At 42.7% G+C, this 17586-nt stretch carries 19 protein-coding genes; all 19 read right to left on the bottom strand.

Going from position 1 to position 17586, the window contains the following annotated elements; genetic code table 11:
* Nucleotide 1 precedes the first annotated feature (1 nt).
* On the bottom strand, nt 2-2119 hold the full coding sequence (locus tag QOL76_RS07690; RefSeq protein ID WP_283412407.1) for a copper-translocating P-type ATPase: 2118 nt from the start codon (nt 2117-2119) through the stop codon (nt 2-4).
* Nucleotides 2116-2673 (bottom strand): DUF2911 domain-containing protein, encoded by a 558-nt coding sequence (locus QOL76_RS07685; RefSeq protein WP_283412406.1) that lies wholly within the window; start codon nt 2671-2673, stop codon nt 2116-2118. Before QOL76_RS07685 ends, QOL76_RS07690 begins: the two co-directional genes overlap by 4 nt.
* Nucleotides 2674-2745: 72 nt before the next feature.
* Nucleotides 2746-3633 (bottom strand): DUF3347 domain-containing protein, encoded by an 888-nt coding sequence (locus tag QOL76_RS07680; protein WP_283412405.1) that lies wholly within the window; start codon nt 3631-3633, stop codon nt 2746-2748.
* A gap of 177 nt (nt 3634-3810) precedes the next feature.
* Entirely contained in the window at nt 3811-4026 is a 216-nt protein-coding gene (locus QOL76_RS07675; protein ID WP_283412404.1) for a hypothetical protein, read from the bottom strand.
* Between the two features lie 493 nt (nt 4027-4519).
* Nucleotides 4520-5014 carry a hypothetical protein gene (locus tag QOL76_RS07670; protein WP_283412403.1) on the bottom strand — a complete coding sequence of 165 codons (495 nt, stop codon included), beginning with the start codon at nt 5012-5014 and terminating at the stop codon, nt 4520-4522.
* A gap of 88 nt (nt 5015-5102) precedes the next feature.
* A complete protein-coding gene (locus tag QOL76_RS07665) occupies nt 5103-6224 on the bottom strand; it encodes a hypothetical protein (protein ID WP_283412402.1) in 1122 nt (373 codons plus the stop codon).
* A gap of 39 nt (nt 6225-6263) precedes the next feature.
* Nucleotides 6264-6929 (bottom strand): hypothetical protein, encoded by a 666-nt coding sequence (locus QOL76_RS07660; protein WP_283412401.1) that lies wholly within the window; start codon nt 6927-6929, stop codon nt 6264-6266.
* A complete protein-coding gene (locus QOL76_RS07655) occupies nt 6907-7833 on the bottom strand; it encodes a DUF4099 domain-containing protein (RefSeq protein ID WP_283412400.1) in 927 nt (308 codons plus the stop codon). The genes QOL76_RS07660 and QOL76_RS07655 overlap by 23 nt, the downstream gene beginning before the upstream one ends.
* A 10-nt stretch (nt 7834-7843) precedes the next feature.
* Nucleotides 7844-8473, bottom strand: a complete 630-nt coding sequence (locus tag QOL76_RS07650) for a M23 family metallopeptidase (protein ID WP_283412399.1) — start codon at nt 8471-8473, stop codon at nt 7844-7846.
* A gap of 12 nt (nt 8474-8485) precedes the next feature.
* Nucleotides 8486-10477: a type IV secretory system conjugative DNA transfer family protein gene (locus QOL76_RS07645; protein ID WP_283412398.1), complete on the bottom strand. Its 1992-nt coding sequence runs from the start codon at nt 10475-10477 to the stop codon at nt 8486-8488.
* Nucleotides 10478-10519: 42 nt separating this feature from the next.
* A complete protein-coding gene (traN, locus tag QOL76_RS07640) occupies nt 10520-11356 on the bottom strand; it encodes a conjugative transposon protein TraN (protein WP_283412397.1) in 837 nt (278 codons plus the stop codon).
* Between the two features lie 6 nt (nt 11357-11362).
* The gene (gene traM / locus QOL76_RS07635; protein WP_283412396.1) at nt 11363-12586 is read right to left on the bottom strand and encodes a conjugative transposon protein TraM; all 1224 of its coding nucleotides are present in this window, start codon (nt 12584-12586) and stop codon (nt 11363-11365) included.
* Nucleotides 12576-13007 carry a hypothetical protein gene (locus tag QOL76_RS07630; protein ID WP_103923817.1) on the bottom strand — a complete coding sequence of 144 codons (432 nt, stop codon included), beginning with the start codon at nt 13005-13007 and terminating at the stop codon, nt 12576-12578. Before QOL76_RS07630 ends, traM begins: the two co-directional genes overlap by 11 nt.
* Nucleotides 12985-13593 carry a conjugative transposon protein TraK gene (traK, locus tag QOL76_RS07625; protein ID WP_103923816.1) on the bottom strand — a complete coding sequence of 203 codons (609 nt, stop codon included), beginning with the start codon at nt 13591-13593 and terminating at the stop codon, nt 12985-12987. The genes QOL76_RS07630 and traK overlap by 23 nt, the downstream gene beginning before the upstream one ends.
* A 2-nt stretch (nt 13594-13595) precedes the next feature.
* Entirely contained in the window at nt 13596-14750 is a 1155-nt protein-coding gene (locus tag QOL76_RS07620) for a TraJ family protein (protein WP_103923815.1), read from the bottom strand.
* Nucleotides 14751-14828: 78 nt separating this feature from the next.
* Nucleotides 14829-15617, bottom strand: coding sequence for a hypothetical protein (locus QOL76_RS07615; protein WP_103923814.1), 789 nt, complete (start codon nt 15615-15617; stop codon nt 14829-14831).
* Complete coding sequence (locus QOL76_RS07610) at nt 15614-16276, bottom strand: hypothetical protein (protein WP_103923813.1); 663 nt, start codon at nt 16274-16276, stop codon at nt 15614-15616. Before QOL76_RS07610 ends, QOL76_RS07615 begins: the two co-directional genes overlap by 4 nt.
* Entirely contained in the window at nt 16273-16926 is a 654-nt protein-coding gene (locus tag QOL76_RS07605) for a hypothetical protein (protein WP_103923812.1), read from the bottom strand. The genes QOL76_RS07610 and QOL76_RS07605 overlap by 4 nt, the downstream gene beginning before the upstream one ends.
* Nucleotides 16923-17585, bottom strand: coding sequence for a hypothetical protein (locus QOL76_RS07600; RefSeq protein ID WP_103923811.1), 663 nt, complete (start codon nt 17583-17585; stop codon nt 16923-16925). The genes QOL76_RS07605 and QOL76_RS07600 overlap by 4 nt, the downstream gene beginning before the upstream one ends.
* Nucleotide 17586 lies beyond the last annotated feature (1 nt).

The raw sequence follows: 17586 nt of genomic DNA, 5'->3' as shown, positions 1-17586 counted from the left end.
TTTAGGAATTTGAATTATTTAGTTTTAATAAGCTTGCATTTATAGCAACTACTATGGTACTGACACTCATTAACACTGCACCCATAGCAGGGCTTAGTACAAAGTTTGGATAGAGCACACCTGCGGCAAGGGGAATAGCTATAATATTATAACCTACTGCCCAAATAAGGTTTTGTATCATTTTCTGGTAGGTTCGTTTTCCGAAATCAATCATTTTGGCTACATCTCTAGGGTCGCTATTTACCAGAATGATATCGGCAGTTTCAGCCGCCACATCGGTACCAGAACCCACAGCTATTCCCACATCTGCCTGTGCCAATGCAGGGGCATCATTTACCCCATCTCCCGTCATTGCTACAATTTCACCTTTGGTTTGGAATTCCTTTATCTTCTCTTGTTTAGTGTGGGGTAGCACATTGGCAAAATAACCGTCCATTCCCAACTCATTACTTACTGCCCCTGCTATCTTTTCGTTATCGCCAGTAAGCAAAAACGATTTGATGTTCATTGCCTTTAATTTATTGATCGCTTGTTGCGACCCTTCCCGAATGGTATCCGCGAGGGTAATAATGCCAACGACTTCATCTTCAATTAGCAAAAAGTTCACTGTTTCGGCATCTTGATTGATATCCTTTGGGATTTCAGGAAAGGCTAAGCTCTTATCTTTGAAATAATTTGGTCCGGCTGCTACCACAGACTTACCCTTAACGTTTCCAGATACACCAATTCCCTGCATCAACTGGAAATTCTCTGATTTCCACAACTCGAGATTTTTGTCTTTTAAAGTTTGGAGAACACCTTTAGCAATATGGTGTTCCGAATTTTGCTGAACAGCTGCTGCGTATTGGATGATCTCATCCCCAGTATATTTATCTGTTAACGGAATAGTTTTCTCAACCCTGTGAGATCCTTGCGTAAGGGTTCCGGTTTTGTCAAAAATGATTACGGATAATTTCCTGGTGGTTTCAAAAGCAGTCCTATTCCTAATTAAGAGGCCATTTGTGGCAGAAAGGGTTGTAGAGATAGCAACTACTAATGGGATAGCAACCCCCAAAGCGTGTGGGCATGCAGTGACCATTACCGTTACCATTCTTTCTAATGCAAAGGATAAATCGCCACTGTTGCTATACCAAAAAACAAAAGTCCCGACTCCAACAGCGATTGCAATAAAGGTCAGCCATTTGGCAACCCTATCTGCAAGGTTTTGGGTGTTGGATTTTGCTGCCTGTGCATCCTGCACCAAACTGATTACCTTATTGAGATAGCTGTCTTTTCCGACTCCCGTAGCTTTGATCTTTAAAACGCCATCACCATTTATGGAGCCTGCAATTACTTTCGCTTCCACTTGTTTTTTCACAGGGACACTTTCGCCGGTGAGCATACTTTCGTTCACAGATGAAGAGCCTTCAATTACCAATCCATCAGCGGCAATTTTCTCTCCTGGCTTAATGATGACAGTATCGTCATTCATAAGCTTTTCCAACTTTATTTTAACTGCTTCACCATTGCGTTCAATAGTTACTTCGTTAGGCAGTAAGGCCACCAAAGACTGTAATGCTTTTGAGGCGGCCATTTGGGAACGCATCTCCAGCCAATGTCCCAGGAGCATAATGACAATCAAAGTGGCAAGCTCCCAAAAGAAATCCATGCCGGGAAATCCAAGAGCCACAGCCATACTGTAGAAGTATGCCACCGAAATAGCCAGAGCGACCAAGGTCATCATCCCGATGGCTTTGGATTTTATTTCGCCAACCATTCCTTTTAAAAATGGCATCCCGCCATAAATATAAATGGCGGTACCCAATGCCATTAATACGTACCTATCTCCTGGGAAGGCGATGCTGAATCCTAGCCATTGCTGTATCATATGAGATAGCAGCAAGATGGGAACGGTAAGAATTAAACTTACCCAGAACCGTTTGATGAAATCACTTGTTTGATGCCCTTCGTGTTTGTTATAGTCTTTTTGGGAATGGTTTGAATGGTTTTGGGCTGCATTTTCATGATGGGAATGTTCTGAATTATTTCCAAAAGGCACCAAGTCCATCCCACAAATAGGGCATTTGCCGGGTTCGTCTTTAAGCACCTGAAGGTGCATCGGACACGTATATTTTCTCACTTCTCAGCGTTTTTGAAATCAAACGAAACACTCACAAACTCCCAACTTATCTCTATTTTGCCTTGGTTTTCATTTGTTTTAACTACCTGATATTGTAAGGATTCAGTGAGATTATCATTCTTTTTTGGTTGGACTTTTATCCTCATCAAATCGTTCTCCGAATTGTAATCATCCGCCAAATGCATATCCCAATCTTTATTAAGTATAAGTATCCACTCCTCCTCATTTGGGATTGTGAAAAATCCATACTTTCCTTTAGCAATTAGTTGATTGTTGATTGTTACATCCTCCGAAAATTCAATCCACGTAGCTTTGTGCGCACCAGTCGCCCAAACTTGTCCATAAGCGACCAGACCATTCCATATAACTCGCCCCCTTACGCTTGGCGAACCATAGTCTATATGTATATGGTTGTCTCCAATCATTGCCATAGCGGATGTGCGCGGACTTTTGGATTTTACTGTAGTATCTTTTTGTGGCTGATGATGTTCGTGTTGAGCTACCGCTATTAATGGTGAGAAAGCGATTAGGAATAGTATTATTAATTTTTTCATTTATATTTTAGTTTAATTTTTCAAGGTCTTTTTAGAAATTCACTTCTGTTCATATCAGCTACAACATTGGGATTAATTAATTTTTTCAACTGTACTTCCGCAAGTCATCATCATTGACCCATAGTATGGATTCTTGATAGAGCTTTCTTTACTAAGCCAGTTTGCTCCTTTCCCATTGTTGTACATGGGACATTTTTGGTAATAAACGGTTGGTCCGGCTGTAGAAAGCTTCATCAACTCATACATAGGCTGTGAAAGACCTGAAAAATAAACGCGTTGATCATCAGCATCGGTGGACTCGCTGATTTTTTCTGCATTTTCGCTTAATGCTTTCATTTTCACCATCCACACTTCATGGGTTTTTGGTTCCAGTTCGCCCATTTTCACTTTGCCGATTGCGGTTACGAGAGCTTTTGCTCCAGTGGATGCTGACTTCCCATCTGATTGCACCAAGGCATCTTTTAAATCAAAGTATCGGTCAAAAACAGGTTGAAGCTCACCGGCATTCTGCGTCTCCATGTTTTCTGCGGGTTTTTCCCCATTTTTCATCCCCATTTCCGCGCCGTGGTTGGAATGGCTTTCCATTTTCATACTCGAGTTCGGCATGATGGCTTCTTTTTTATTTATTCTTTCGTATTGGCAACATTCAGAAAGCATTGCATACGCTTTATCCGGAGCAAGAAACTGGTCGCTATCGTAACCTGCCAATGCAATGCGCTTCAAGATCTCATCTGGATTGGTCAAATTTGCATCATAGGTGATTGTAGCCATTTTGGTTTCTTTATTCCAATCAACCTCGGCTTCATTTTTTACATTACCCACTCTTTCAATGGTTACTTCGCACATTTGGCAGTTCCCATAAATTTTTACACTCTCGGTTTTAGTGTTTTTGATTTGAGCATTTATAGCTGTAGACGATAGCAATGCCATGATTGCCATCAATATTTTTATTGATTTCATTTTTTGAAAATTTTATATGAGGGAAAGAAACTCTTAAGAAAGCCGGTAATTGCTTTCAATTAGACAGTTCTGTGGCTGTAATGGGAAAAAGTCAGCCTATTTTTGGCGGTAGCCAAACTGATAAAAAACCTGATGTATAATTGGTTCTCTGATAGTAAAAGATAGATTCGCTCCATTTCAAACCAACTGAAAATTGAGGATTTGTAAGTAATGGAGGAATAGAACTATTGGGAGTACAATGGCAAGCGTGTTCCGAACATTTTCCGTTACATCCTTTTGAATCTTTTTCAGAATGACCACTAGCGCAGCACTTCTTGGTTTCAGAATCATATTCGCCGTCACACGTCTCGGTCTTGGGAATCTCAGCTTTTTCGCTCGACTTACTGCAAGCATAGTTATCTGTTGGGTTCAAAAAGAATCCAAGAGAAATTAAAAACGCCATGAGTGCAAACTTTTGCATATCTAGGAGACGAAGATACACGATTTTTGTTGTCTTTTTATGGCGCCAATCAGCCGACACTCCCAGAATGAATTGGGCTAACCGCTCTGAAATCTTGGCTTCAGTTCAGATTTGTATTCCTCAAGTCTAACGTTCGAAAAAGAAAACCTTTCATCGACCATTTCCGAGTGTTTTTTAAAATTCAATGGTTTGTTCATATCGGAACAGCCGCCGCAATTCAAACATTGTTCACGAATAAATGTAGGTTTTCCATAGACATGCTGAAAAACAAATATCTCGTAAGGGTTCCTGCAACATTCATCAATTTTTATCCGACTCCAAAGTTCACAATCCTTACAAACTATGACGTTATGAAATTGATAATCGTAGGTAATTGAAATGTTGTTGCACCCTAAATTTTTACAGACCAATATATCCTTTACCAAACTATTGAAAAGTAATCTCCTCAGCAAGTGGTACAGAAACCTCTCCTGGAGGTAAAGCCTTATACTCAAACTGTCGATAGACTTCCCCATCAGCCAAAACATTGATGGTCGTTGAAAGTGGCCGGAATGAATCATCGGTTTCACCTCCCAAGTGAACGGCATTAAAAACTAAGCCCAAGCTATGGATCGGGGCTGAAGAAGTGACCGAAATGGGTGGGACTTCTGGCTCAAAAGAAAGCGTATAGGTATTGCCTTGTTCGATCACTTGGGTCCAGTTGAGTTCGGTAGGCTGATCCAATACAGGTGCGACAAAAGTAGATGTGCCGCTCAGCATGCTATGAACCGAAAAGGTCACCAAATAGTCAGAGTAATTACCATCCATTTCAACTTCGATAGTAACAGATTTTTCAACAAGTTTTGGAGTCTCATCCTCTGAAGAACAGCTAAAAGAAAAAACAGCTAATGCGAGTACTAACAGGTATTTCAAATTTCTCATGGCATAAAATGGTTTAGTTTAAAGATTAAGGATTTGCTAAGGCAAAAGAGTAATAATGAGTATGGCAATAGGTTTTGGGTAGCCATTCCTACCTACCCATTTCCTGAGTCTGTGAAGGTAAAACGTTCATTTTCTTGAAATCCATGTCATAAAACTGGATTTTCTTATACTGAGGATCCGCCTCAATCAATATCGGCTGCCTAGTTTCCAAAGTGGCCATTTGGGTATTTCCCCGGCCTAAGCTGGAAATAAGCAGTTCCTTTTCCTGAGGATTTACCAATTCTTTGATCGGGAATCTGCTCAATTCAGATTCCAGGTTGAAGCCATAGTTCTGGTAGAATTTTTTAAAGGCATAATTTCCATCCTCGGTCTTTTGATCAAAATCCAGCTTGATCCAAATGTTCTCATTTCTCTTTGGGGCTTCGACCGACACTTCATTTCCTTCCTTATCAAACTCAAAAATTGTATGCGATTTGGACTCGTGAAGAATCTTGAAGCCTTTGATATCCTGCTCTGGATTAGGATTTTTTAGAATGGCTTCCTTTGCATCCAAGGCCAAGTTTAAGTTGTCATACAGATTATGTGATGCTTGGTGCTGATTCGTTGATCTATCGAAATACGAATAGGACAGATATACTTTGCCTTCAGGCATGGAGGAAAAGTCCTTGCCGGTAGCCCCACCATAGGTTCTCAGCAGGTAGCCCTTTGCATAGAGGTCGTATGAACCGTGAACATTGACTTTATTCTTCACATTTTCGGCGATGATCTTGGAAGCCTCTTCTGTGCTGGACACCATCATTTCCTTCCCCCTTATTCCCGCATCGTCAATAAAGCTCAAAGAAAACTTGTCTGTCAGGATGGCCTTCTTCAAAATAGAAGCTCCTCTGAGCAAATTATAGGCTTCCTTTGCCGTCACGTCATTTCCCTTTCCATAAGAAAATGTGTTCTGGATCTGGTCGTTTAGGGTGACTTTTACGCTATCCAAAAAATAATGGTAGGGCTTCGAAGATCTCGAGAAATTCAGCTCATAATTTACCTTATCCTTTCCCAGGCTTCCATCCTTTTGCCTGGCATTAAAATCGGTTGAAACTCCTATTTTGAAAAACTCCTGTCTCTCAGAAACTTTAGCTTCCAAGGCAGCATTTAACGAAGTGCCAAAGCCAAGGAATTTCAGGTTCTTTTTGAGGAATTCAAGATTATTATTCTCCATAATTTTGATTGACAAGCATTTAAATATAGCAAAACCGTATTAATTGAGTCCTTTCCAATGCAGTTGGTTTAGCTGATAAAAGGACTCAACTCCCTTTTGCTTAGGCTTAAATGTCCGGACGGTTTGAATGATCGCTTGCGAAATGCAGTAGGTTCGAAGTGAAAAGGTGAAAATCGATTCTTTCGAGACTTTATTCCTTTTTTGGTTTTTAAGCTGAACACAATCATCGGACAAATAATACCCGCAGTTTCGATCATAAACCAGGTCCTGCACTTTACAATCCATCACCCTTCCCAAAATCGAGGCGCTAAAAACCGTATTGATCTTGGCCTTTTTTGAGACTTTCATGAAAACTTGTTTCAACAGGCTCAAGTCAAACTCAGCCCCGATGATCAAGACGCCAGCTTCATCAAAGGAGATTCTGGCTTTGAATTGATTGGCAAAGCAGATCAATGAAGCATAGGAGTCGGAGACAAAAATTGACCGAGAATCTTCTGATAGATTAAGGACAGAAATCCCTCTGGAAGCCTGTTTATTCCGGTAAAGGCTTAGGATTTCACAATCTACATTCCTTCCTTGCTCACCAAAGAATTCAAAAACAATCTGGCCCGTTTTGTCCTGATGAGCAAACTTGGAAAACAGACCTTGGATAGCCTTATCCACCCCTTTATAGTTCAAAATATCAAAGGTCTCTGTCAAAGCCATTGTCTAGTTCGGACCGTTTTCTTGGGTTTTTTCCTTCTTCCGTATCGATACTGTTTAGCCGTTTGATGGCATTGATATCGAATTCATCCCTAACGGCTTTGGGGAGTGAGGAATCTGCTGAAATCTTGGAATATTCCTCCTTGATGTTGTTCAAGTCTCGAATTGCATCTCTGTCATTCGGATTTCTAGCAATCCTTCGCTCTGTCTGCTTTTGAACCTCCTTGATGGCCTGAAGGTATCCTTCGCTATATGCTTTATCCTCCTGGCTTTCCTTTCCGAGCAATTTCTGAACACCGGTGATCAATAGGTAGGACAAGCCCCCATCAATCAAAACTGAAAGGACTAACCCGGATTTATTTGATCTGAGTCCCTTAGGAGCAGATGGCGAAAGTTGAAATGCTGTCCCATCTGCCAACAGCACCGTTTCCCCTTCCTTGTATGTCTTCTTTTGGTGTGGATCGAGTTCTTGCCCATTAACCGATTGAGGAGCTTTGATGTCTCGGGGATTGTAGGAGAGAAATTGTTTGGTTCGCTGATCGTACTCGATAATGTCGGTCTGAATGTTTCCTTCTTTGTCCACATAGCTTTTTTTGATGTTGGCCAATTCTTTCCGGACCAGCTGATTCCGCTCAGAGTCATTCAAACTGGGATGTCGGTTCGGTTCCATGTAAACCGGATCAATCCGCAAGGCAGGATTCCCATCTTCTCCCCTGACTATCGAAAGTCTAGCCGGTAATTTATCGATATAAATATCCTTCCCTTTCAAGTCGGTCAATTCCACGATATCGGTCATTCCGCCATTTTTCAGTGCATTGACTTCCTTTTCTGGAATGGTAAATTTTCCGTTTTTGATGACTCCAAAAATCTCCAGATCCTTCATCGGTAATCCATTTTGATTTTGCATGTTGCTTGCTTTATGGTTTTGATAAATAAGTGATTGCCTCTTCTTTAGTCGATAGTCTTGAAATCAATTGAATGAATAAGACTGGATTGACATATTCATTTCCCTTTTTGATGCTCAAGTGTAGATGATCTCCCGTAGCTCTTCCCGTACTTCCGGAAATCCCCAGGATCGTACCCGGTAAGACACGCTCTCCCTTTGCTACAAAGGATTGAGAAAGGTGTGCGTAAATCGATTCATAGTTGCCGTGTTGGACTTTGACAAAAATTCCCAAAAGCGGGTCATTGCCCACGGATACAACCGTTCCATGAAGCATGGAAAGAACTTTGGAACGCTTGGTTTTCAGATCGATAGCCCGATGAAATTTCATTTCCCCGGAAAATGGATCGGAGCGGTAGCCAAACTCCGAAGTCAGTGAAAAATCCTCCAAAGGAAGGGAAGCCAACACAAGCTCTCCCTCTTTTTCCACGGTTAGTTCCGGTTCGGAAAAAGGAGGGATTTCAGGTCTCTTCGTCTCCTGCTTGAATTCAGTGGACTTGATCACCTTCACAGAAGTCAATTCCTTTCGAAATTCAAAAGAATTGAATTGAGGAAATGCCTGATAAGCGACAAAAAGAAGAATGATCGATAGTTTCCTTTGCATGATTCCAATGAATTAATCTAGGATTGCCATTTCCCGGTGCTTTTCAATAATCTCGGTAACCTGATGATGGATTTTCTCAAAGTGCTTGGTCAGGATCTCTTCTTTCTTGCCTTGGAAATCATAGAATTTCGGAGTGCTTCGATAGGAATTTTCTTCCTGCCTGATCTCTCTCATATCCAAATTGACTCTACAATGAACATTGGAGGTTTTGTATTTCCCATCAAACTCAGTCCCTTCCGAGGCGATGATTCCCGCAATTTCCCCGGTATGCATGGACGCTATTTTTCCAGCAGGAATCAGTGGGTCATATCGCTCACTATACGAAATCGAGGTTTTATCCCGATCAATGGAAACACTCTGCCCCAACTGCTTTCGCTTTCCAAACATCATCTCCAACCAGGACAGCGTATCCTTATGGCGAACTGAACCGCAAAGGACATTTCCGATCACCGAGGTCATGGTCGATGCCGTATCCTTTCCCTGAAGCTGATTTAATTGAGGCAATTCCTGCAAGCCGAGCAAGACCGCTACTTTATTGCTCCGGGCTGTAGAAATCAGGTTTTCGATTTTATGGATGTAAAAAGTCGGCGCTTCATCCGCTATCAAGGCGGTTGGCAAATTCCCTTTGGTATTGATCAATCGGGTCAGCCTATTGATGATCACCGAATAGCAGGTACCTGTGATGCTCTGGGTTTCGGTGCTGTTGGCAAGAACCAGAATGGATGGGGAATTGGGATCCGAGATTTTCAGATCGAAATCATCCCCACTGAAGACCCAAGCGGTTTCTTTAGTATTCAGTCTGGAAAGGAAAATTTTCAAGGTGCCTACCTGCCCTTCCAGCTGTTTGTAAACCTTCTTTTCAAAGGCACTGCGGAAGGGAGAAACCATTGATCTGAGTTCGGGATATTTCGTCAGACAGTTAAAAATATCCTCATAGTCCCTATTGAGAAAATCCAGTACATGGGCGAAGGTGGAATATTTGCCCTCCTCGTATCGAGACACAAAAAAGATACAGGCGGAGAGAAAGTTGATTGCGGATTGCTCGAAAAACTTGTCTGCTCCTCCCGATGAATCGGATTTTTGAAGGGATTGAAATATAGCTTCTGCGGTTTCCGAAGCATTGGCTACTGTCTTCAAATACCTTCTGTTGATCGGATTGATCCTCCTGGAATATTCTACCTCGTCCAGATTGATCACATGGAATTTGAAATTTGGGTTTTTCTTTTTGTCCTGAACTTTCAGATAGTGGAAGTAGGCAATCTGAGCCAAGTCAGGAAACTTAAAATCGTAAAGACACATGGTGAATCCCTTGCCAATCATCTGCCGAATAAAGGGATTGATCACGCCAAATGACTTCCCTGAACCTGGGGTTCCAATCACAAAAGTCCCTCTGAATGGATTGACCAAGTTGATCCATCCTTTTCGGACTTTTCCCCTGAAATAGAACTTCATGGGAATGTTGACAGAATAGGGGTTTTCGATTTTTTTGGTGTCTTGCATGAAGGACTCCCCTTCGATATTCCATTCATCTTTTCCCAGCCCAGATTTGATCAATTTCGACACATTGTCCAATGAGGTATGGATCAAAACAGCCCCTATAAATAAACAAAGGCTGTACCCGAGGTCTTGAATGGTGGTGAGATCCATCACCAAAAATGAATCTTCCAGCGAGTAGAGATAGATCGAACCAAAGAATATCATCAACCCGATGGCCAAGGGAAAAATGATCTGATTTTTCGGGTTTAAATTCAGGTTCTTTCTCGATACTGTACCGATGGCTGAAAGGCAAATCGCTATCACAATGGCCAATTTGCCAAGAAGCACATTACTGTAAATCTTGAGGTTGTGAAGCTTTTCGAAAAGGGGAAAAAGAAACCTTCCCACCCCATCCATGGCCAACAACTGTGGGGCATAGACAAACATCAGAATGTCCAAAAACACCATCAGGTAAACAATGAATTGAAAGGTTGCGTGAAGGCTTTTTAATTCTCTTTTCTCATTCATGGCATAGGCTTATTGAGGGGAAAAATCATCTTTTGTTGAATTTCATAGCGTGTCTGCTGCCAAAAGGTCCGCGTACTTGATCTCCAAGGAAAGCGTCCTTCCACTGATTTGGGATTCCGAAAGCTCGATGGTGAACACCTTGGAATTGGGGAAGGTGAACTTTTTGAACACGTAGATATTACGGTATTTCTTCTCAAAGCTTTCCGGAGTAAAAAGCTGGTATTCCGGCTCTATCTCAATGGATTGGACATTGGTTGTTTTAGTGATTCGCTTGTCCTCGATCTTAAATCTCAGTTGGTCCAGATCAAATTTGAGATTGGTCTTGTTGATAAAGGAGATGTCCAAAAAGATGTAATCGTCCACCGTGTAGATACTGTTCACCTGACCGGTTACTCCGTACTGACTACTTTTGGTAATATGATCCTTCGTCTTCCTTTTAAATGCTTCTATGGAGAAATACCGAAGCTCTTGGTCGCTCAAGGGGATTTTACCGACCTCCAAAGGACTGGTATGACTAGGAAGAATTTCGATCTGAGTCTTCAGCTGTCGCTCATCATGGGCATACCATAAATCGTACTGTGCGATGAACTTCTGCCCGACAATAGTGACCACCCCCAAAGACTTATTGTATCCATTGAGGTTAGACACACTGTCTCGGATTGCTTTTACCCGAAATACACTCTCCAAAGGAATATCACCGATCATATTGTCGGTCGAGATATCCACGTATTGGATAGGTTCGGGAGAAAGAAAGTGTAGCGAGATTTCCTCGTCGATGTAGATCTTGGGAAGTTGGCTTTTCAGCAGCGTTCCGTTTTGCTGGGCATAGCCCGAAATGGATATCGCCCAAAGGATAAAGGTTATAATCTTTTGTCTCATGATAGGTCAGTTTTGGTTTTGGATCATTTTTCCGTTTTCCTGCAATTCGTTGGTATCAATCAGATAGACTGAAGTCCCATACTTGATATTGGCCTTGTTCTTTTTGATGGATTTGGAAACAGCCTGGGAAGTTGAGGTGAACATTCGTTGGAGTGCAGACATGTACAATTGGCTCAAGGCATCTGAGTTTTGCTGCATGGTCAGATTCATGCCCCCGGTGGTATTTCCTCCTAGTTCTTTGGAAAATTCCCGGAAGGCACTGGCCGGAACATACAGCCCCTCCATCCCATCCACATCATAGATAGAGAGCTTAATCGGGAAGATTTGATCATTGATCATGACCGAAGAAATGGTCAGCCTCACTCGCTGAGCCTCATATCCGGAAATCAAGGCATAGAGGTAAGTTCCTCTTCTCACCATAGCATTGCCGATCAGGATATCGTCCAAAAGTCGGATTCTCAATCGGGCTCCAAGAGTACCGCTCTTAATATCCTGGTCAATGATTGCCTCGATGAACTTTCCCTTTTTTTCTCTGGTGACGGTATTGAATAAGGTCGCTGCCCCCTCTGACTTCTGAACCCGATAAACTGCGTTTTCGGCCTCTTTTGGTTCGGGTTGACTCTCCTTTTCTTTTTGCTGTAGCTCTTGATAAGCAGGATCATTCGCTTTGGAAATGGAGTCTATCACAGCCATCTGCGCTTTGAATAGCTCCATGGGATCCTCATATCTGTTAGTAGGAACTTGGGTCTTTTTCCCTTCCAATTGATTAATGGCATTCAGCAATTCTTCATCTTCCTTGGAAAAGCTTTGCTGTCTGGAAGGTTTTGGCAAAACAGATGGAATCGAATTGCCAGCATCGGGTTTTCCCGAGTACAGCCCTGCACTTTTTAAAGCGTTGTCTATGGAATCCAGCAGCCGTTTTTCCTCCTCGTTATAAAGTGTTTTGATTTGGCTGGATTCTTCCACCTCGAGTTCCAAGCCTTTGATAGCCGTGTATCCATCATTTGCTCTTTTATAGGTTTCTCTTGAAGCATCCAGTTTGGAATCAAGCGGTTTTTTCTGGATCTGTTCCGACACTTTGCCGATCTCAGATTGAATCCCACTGAGTCCCTGAATAGGCTCATCCGGACCGTCTTTGCTGAAGGATTTATACCCGTAAAACAGCAAACACAAAAACGGAAGCATGATAATCGGCAGGATGTATTTAGGTCGTTTGAAGTCAATTTTCATGGGAGTGGTTGTTAAAATATTGCAGTTTCTCAATTGCTTTTTCCAGGTATGCGGAATCCGACTTTGAAATGGAATCCTTGTCGATAATCCGTTCTATCTCAGACTTTAACTCCGCCATTTTCGCAGCTCTCAGGGTCAAATCCTGTAATGCTGAAAATTCCCCTGACAGTTCTCCCGGAATGGCCTTCAGTTCTTTTTTGATATGTTCAGCCTGATTCTCCGGGTTAGGATTCAGCACAAAAAAGGTCAGTATGAAAGAGGCTACGATGAGAAGAAGCATGACACAAAAAATGATTTTGGCATGACGATCCATCAACCCCTTCAAATGGCCATTAACCCCTGCCATGTGAGGAAAAAGCTCATTTTTAAGTTCTTGGAAAATGGTGGTTTCCCGATCCTTAGAAGGTGTTTTTCGAAACATTGCTCAGGTCTTTATTTTCGATGGTTTTCCAATTCGTGATCAATACCCCATGGCTGTTATTCTCACTTCTCGGGATATCTATTAATTCACCTTCGGTGATAATCGATCGGGTGATCGTGGCACTTCTTCGATCTATCTTTTGCTTGCCGTAATACCGGAACCTGTTCTGAACAAGGATAATCGAATCCGTCTGGATAGAAAGCACAGAACTTGAGGAGAGAATGGAATTGAAGTAGCCCTTTTCTTTCAGGTTATTGTATTGACCGACTCCTGTCTCATCCACGAAGTACATAGCCCGACTCATTTGGTATTCGATGTGCTTATCGTCGGGAGTCAGGTTGAAAAAAAGGCTATGAAATAAGTCCACGGCTGCTTTGTACTCAGCGGGCCTATTCATTTGCATATTGGCCTGCTTGGCCAAAATGGGTATATCATTGTCCAGGATATAAATGGACTGCCTTGCGTTGGCTACCTGTTTATAGGCGTAAACCGAAACAAAGCCGCAGATAATGATTGAGGTAATCAGGCTCCCAAGGGAAAGAACCGTTGCCAATCTGATTTTCGATTCAATGTTTTGGATGATCATGGTTAGATTAGTTTAGCTCTTGAAATTGATTTTGAAGCGGAAGATCCCATCCTTCCGGCGGTGGTTGCTGCTGAGGAAATTCCTGAAGTGGAAATGATCCAAGTGGAAATCGAGGGCACGGTAGTGATGGCAATTGCGCTGACAAAAAATGCTACAATCACCAGCCCGAAACTCAAAAAGCCATTGGATGCCAGCCAAGCCATTTTTTCAAGCCGATCTGCTCCACCACCGGTTGAAAGCAAATACTCGTACTTGTCAATCTCTACCTCCAAAGCATATTGTTGGAGCCTTCCTGTTATGTAGAGAATCAAATATGCCACTCCTACATAAAGGTTGACGGAGACAAACCTTGCTATCCAGGTAGTGAACGCATCCCGAAAGGCTGGAAGAATACTCACCACCACTGAAAATGGCCCAAGTATCACCAACACCGTCGAATAGATGATCTGCAACATGAAAATGATATAGACACACACCCTTAGAATCCATATGGCCACCAATTCGATGATTTGGGTAGCGAGCAGTTGAAGGCTGGTTTGCATCCTAATCCTCATTTGGACAATAGGAGCTAGAATCTGATCGGAGAAAAATCCTTTTACCCCATCCACAATCACCATCCCCAAATCTTTATCGGATTCTTGCGCCTGTTCCGATGCCATCTCGGTCACTGCCTGATATTCCACCAGCTGATCGGCCATCTCGATCATGTAGGCCGCCCGGTCAAGTCGCAAAGCATTATTGGTGTCATTTTGGATCCCGAAAAGCGCTTCTGTTTTGGCAGCGATCAAATCGGTAGGAAAAGCTATGATCTGGCAGAAAATTGGCCACCACATCAAAAGAATCACCAACGCAAAAGGTCTTAAAAGGGGCATAATTTCAAGCTTCTTATCCCCTGCCATCATTTCGTAGCATTTGAGACTAAAAAAAATCAGCATGAAAATACAGGCCAAGGTCTGAGCATCTCTCATGAAAGGGTCGGAATGAGCAAAGCCATAATCCCTCATTTCTTCAAAGAAGGTCATCACTCCCCTGTCGTAAATGCTGTTTCCCTGCAAATAGCTTATGGTCTCCTTGTACTGGTCATGGTTGGCCGATTGAGCAAATCCGGGGATTGACAAGCCAAGGAGAATAGATAGTCCTGTGATCAGCTTCTTCATTTCATGTGATTATTAATTGATTTTCAATGGCCACATGGAATGCCCTAGATAGCCATAACCATGCGTGATGAGCCTTTCTCATGGGCATTTTAGGACTTGGGTTTGGTTAGCAATTTTCTTGGCTCTATCCTCCTCGCTTTTTGGATTTGAAAGGGTAATCTCTCCGCTGATTTTCCGCTGGTTCAGCTTTCGGAAGGCAAGCATATTGGAAGACATGTCCAGCTTGTATTGCCACTTTTTAAGGATATCTCTCATTTCAAGCATGATTCTGTGATACATCAGAATCCGTTGTCCTCTTTCCATATCCAGGCTCTTTGCAAATTCATATCGCTCCGAAAGCGAAGCCATGTTGTTTAAGTACCATTGGTAAGCCCCATGATCAGTCATGTAATGGATTACTTCCGCAGGAACACCCTGAAAAGCAGTGGCTTCAGGATTTTCCAGAGGCCTGAGCTCTCGCTTATAGTAGAATTGATAAAGAGGATCTGTCGCTGAAAAAGCTCCTGAAATGCGAGCCATTTCAGCCGTTGCCAAGTTTTTGACCGTATCTGAGTGCTGCTTGTAGTAGTTAGAAGAAATCTGCATGGCCGCTGCCAATCCCAGCCTTTGAGTCTGTTCTCCCCTTGGAGATAATGGCCTTCGGTCCAGATCCGGGTAATTGGGGTGCAAGCCCCAGGTGATATACCAAATCGGATTCGTTGGGATTCCGAGCAGTCTATTGGGTTCAGGATAGAATTTATCCTCATCCCACTGCTTATAGACCATCCGTTCCTGCTGAGCGACAATCGCTTTATCATGGATTGGAGTCTGTCCGTAGCTGTGAATACAAACAGAAAAAAGGATCAAAAATGAGAGAGTCGGCTTCATCGGGTAAGGATTTTCTGTTTGATGATGATTTCATTGATCAATCCTAAATCACGATTGATATAGGCTTGGTAAGGATTGAGGGATCGGATTATCCCATTGGTCTTGGCCCAGTAGATGCTGTTTTTTGCAGCTAGTACCAAAGCAAGAATTACCTGTAATTCCTCCTGTACCGAATCAAGAAGCTCGTCCCGGACATTGTAATTCATCAGTAGATTATCGCCCTCTTTGAGAATAAGTGATGAAACTTCCGTAGCCAGGTTGAGACTTCTGGTTTTTGCCTGGCCCGTGTACTCTTCGACAAAAAGAAAAAGGATGGGATTATCGCCAGCCAACTGGAATGCCTCTGCGGAAATGGAACTGATATCCAAGACAGTCTCAGCTATCATCCTTACCTGTATTGCATCCTTGAACCCTTCATTGATTTGGGTGAGGGAGTTGACAATCATGGTTTGAACCAGTGCCAGGCTGGATGAATTGAGAATGATATCATCAGTGTTTTGCCTGATGATATCCAAAGTTTGGTGATACCCTATTTCACTGACATTTCGTACAGCAGCGTTGGCATTGACTATCGAAAAATGCTCTTTGTCAAATACCACGGTCTGGGGATAAGATTCAACAGCCACGAAACACATGAAAAGAAAAAGGAGATTTTTCATCGGATTAGGGTTTTGGCGTTTTGAATGATTTCTTCTACCAAGGCCATTTCCGTTGCTACATACTGTAGGTAAGGATTGATTCCTCTCTTCCTTTCGAGATAGTGCTGAAGTGATTTGGAAACGGTGTAGGAAAGTCCGTTGATCTCCCTCAGCTCGTCCAGAATATGTTGGAAAAGGATTCTTCTTTCCGAAACTTTCATCTGGTTGACCACTCCGATACTTGCCGAAAGGCCAAAGAGATAATTCAAAAGTGAATAGGATCTTTCGACGAAAACCCGTTCCGACTCTACCGCAAAAAGTACTAATTCCGGATTTTGGCTACAGTAGAAAACGATTTGCTGCTGGTTATCAATAATGGAATTGACCAAGGGCTCAGCCGCAGCACCAATTCCAAAAGCATCGATGACAATGGAGAGTTTGGCAAATCGGTCCTGGACGGCTCGGTATTTCTCCTTTACAGACTTGACCAAATTGGTATTGACCTCCTCGTTGACCGAGTTCCTTCCCTGATTTCCTTTTGCCTCTTTTTGAAGGTTATATTCAGACTTGGATTCCTCGACTAGCTGGTGGAGAAGGGCCACATTGGTTTGAGCAAAACTCATCCCAAGGGTTGCCAAAAAAACGAAGGGTAAAAGCCAAAAAGATTTCATGGTTGGAGGGTTTTGGCTTTTCTGGCTATATCCTGCGCAAGCTGGATATCTACGTTGATGTACCCTTGAAAAGGATTTAGAGCCCTCACAAATCCTTTCATCTGAGCAAAATACATGGCTCGATACATGCCATAAGAGTAGGATCGCAGGATGACCATCTCAGTCAAAATCTGATTGATCAGTTTTGACCGCTCACCTGCATCCATGAGATTGTTTTCTCCTCCCTTCAACACAAATGAACTGACCTCCAAGGCCAAAGAAGTTGCCCTTTGCTGAAATAGGGTAGCATTCCGTTCGGCAAACAGGAGTAAAGCGGGATTCTCTCCGGCTAAGTCCATCACCTGGCTAAGGTCACTTGAAATCCCGGTGGCTATTCGAGCGATTTCCTGCACATTGGAAAGGTTGGTCAAAATCGAACTGACCTCAGAAAGTCCTTTGTAGATTTTGTCCTGCATCGTATTGACAATGGTCAGGTTTCCGGTAATCGCCAGCTGTCCCCGTTCAATCAAAGTCAATCGTTCATTAGTGGCATTCAGCTGAGAATTGATGACCGCAGAATGTGCCGCCGTTGCTCCTGCTACCGCTGGATCCACATAGATAGTTTGCCCTAAGGCAGATCCCGAGAGGATCAGAAATACCAGTATGTTCAAGCTTTTCATC

The sequence above is a fragment of the Algoriphagus winogradskyi genome (assembly GCF_900182815.1).
GTDB classification, from domain to species: Bacteria; Bacteroidota; Bacteroidia; order Cytophagales; family Cyclobacteriaceae; genus Algoriphagus; species Algoriphagus winogradskyi.
Note: the sequence above shows the minus strand (reverse complement) of the source record. Positions and strands in the feature narration are given on the sequence as shown.

Bases quoted from the DNA above. Each gene is read 5' to 3' on its own strand.
- traK (WP_103923816.1), bottom strand. From the start codon at position 13,593: ATGATCATCCAAAACATTGAATCGAAAATCAGATTGGCAACGGTTCTT.
- QOL76_RS07670 (WP_283412403.1), bottom strand. From the start codon at position 5,014: ATGAGAAATTTGAAATACCTGTTAGTACTCGCATTAGCTGTTTTTTCT.
- QOL76_RS07660 (WP_283412401.1), bottom strand. From the start codon at position 6,929: ATGGCTTTGACAGAGACCTTTGATATTTTGAACTATAAAGGGGTGGAT.
- QOL76_RS07610 (WP_103923813.1), bottom strand. From the start codon at position 16,276: ATGAAAAATCTCCTTTTTCTTTTCATGTGTTTCGTGGCTGTTGAATCT.
- QOL76_RS07655 (WP_283412400.1), bottom strand. From the start codon at position 7,833: ATGCAAAATCAAAATGGATTACCGATGAAGGATCTGGAGATTTTTGGA.
- QOL76_RS07600 (WP_103923811.1), bottom strand. From the start codon at position 17,585: ATGAAAAGCTTGAACATACTGGTATTTCTGATCCTCTCGGGATCTGCC.
- QOL76_RS07675 (WP_283412404.1), bottom strand. From the start codon at position 4,026: ATGCTTGCAGTAAGTCGAGCGAAAAAGCTGAGATTCCCAAGACCGAGA.
- traN (WP_283412397.1), bottom strand. From the start codon at position 11,356: ATGAGACAAAAGATTATAACCTTTATCCTTTGGGCGATATCCATTTCG.
- QOL76_RS07650 (WP_283412399.1), bottom strand. From the start codon at position 8,473: ATGCAAAGGAAACTATCGATCATTCTTCTTTTTGTCGCTTATCAGGCA.
- QOL76_RS07645 (WP_283412398.1), bottom strand. From the start codon at position 10,477: ATGAATGAGAAAAGAGAATTAAAAAGCCTTCACGCAACCTTTCAATTC.
- traM (WP_283412396.1), bottom strand. From the start codon at position 12,586: ATGAAAATTGACTTCAAACGACCTAAATACATCCTGCCGATTATCATG.
- QOL76_RS07620 (WP_103923815.1), bottom strand. From the start codon at position 14,750: ATGAAGAAGCTGATCACAGGACTATCTATTCTCCTTGGCTTGTCAATC.
- QOL76_RS07680 (WP_283412405.1), bottom strand. From the start codon at position 3,633: ATGAAATCAATAAAAATATTGATGGCAATCATGGCATTGCTATCGTCT.
- QOL76_RS07605 (WP_103923812.1), bottom strand. From the start codon at position 16,926: ATGAAATCTTTTTGGCTTTTACCCTTCGTTTTTTTGGCAACCCTTGGG.
- QOL76_RS07615 (WP_103923814.1), bottom strand. From the start codon at position 15,617: ATGAAGCCGACTCTCTCATTTTTGATCCTTTTTTCTGTTTGTATTCAC.
- QOL76_RS07665 (WP_283412402.1), bottom strand. From the start codon at position 6,224: ATGGAGAATAATAATCTTGAATTCCTCAAAAAGAACCTGAAATTCCTT.
- QOL76_RS07685 (WP_283412406.1), bottom strand. From the start codon at position 2,673: ATGAAAAAATTAATAATACTATTCCTAATCGCTTTCTCACCATTAATA.
- QOL76_RS07630 (WP_103923817.1), bottom strand. From the start codon at position 13,007: ATGTTTCGAAAAACACCTTCTAAGGATCGGGAAACCACCATTTTCCAA.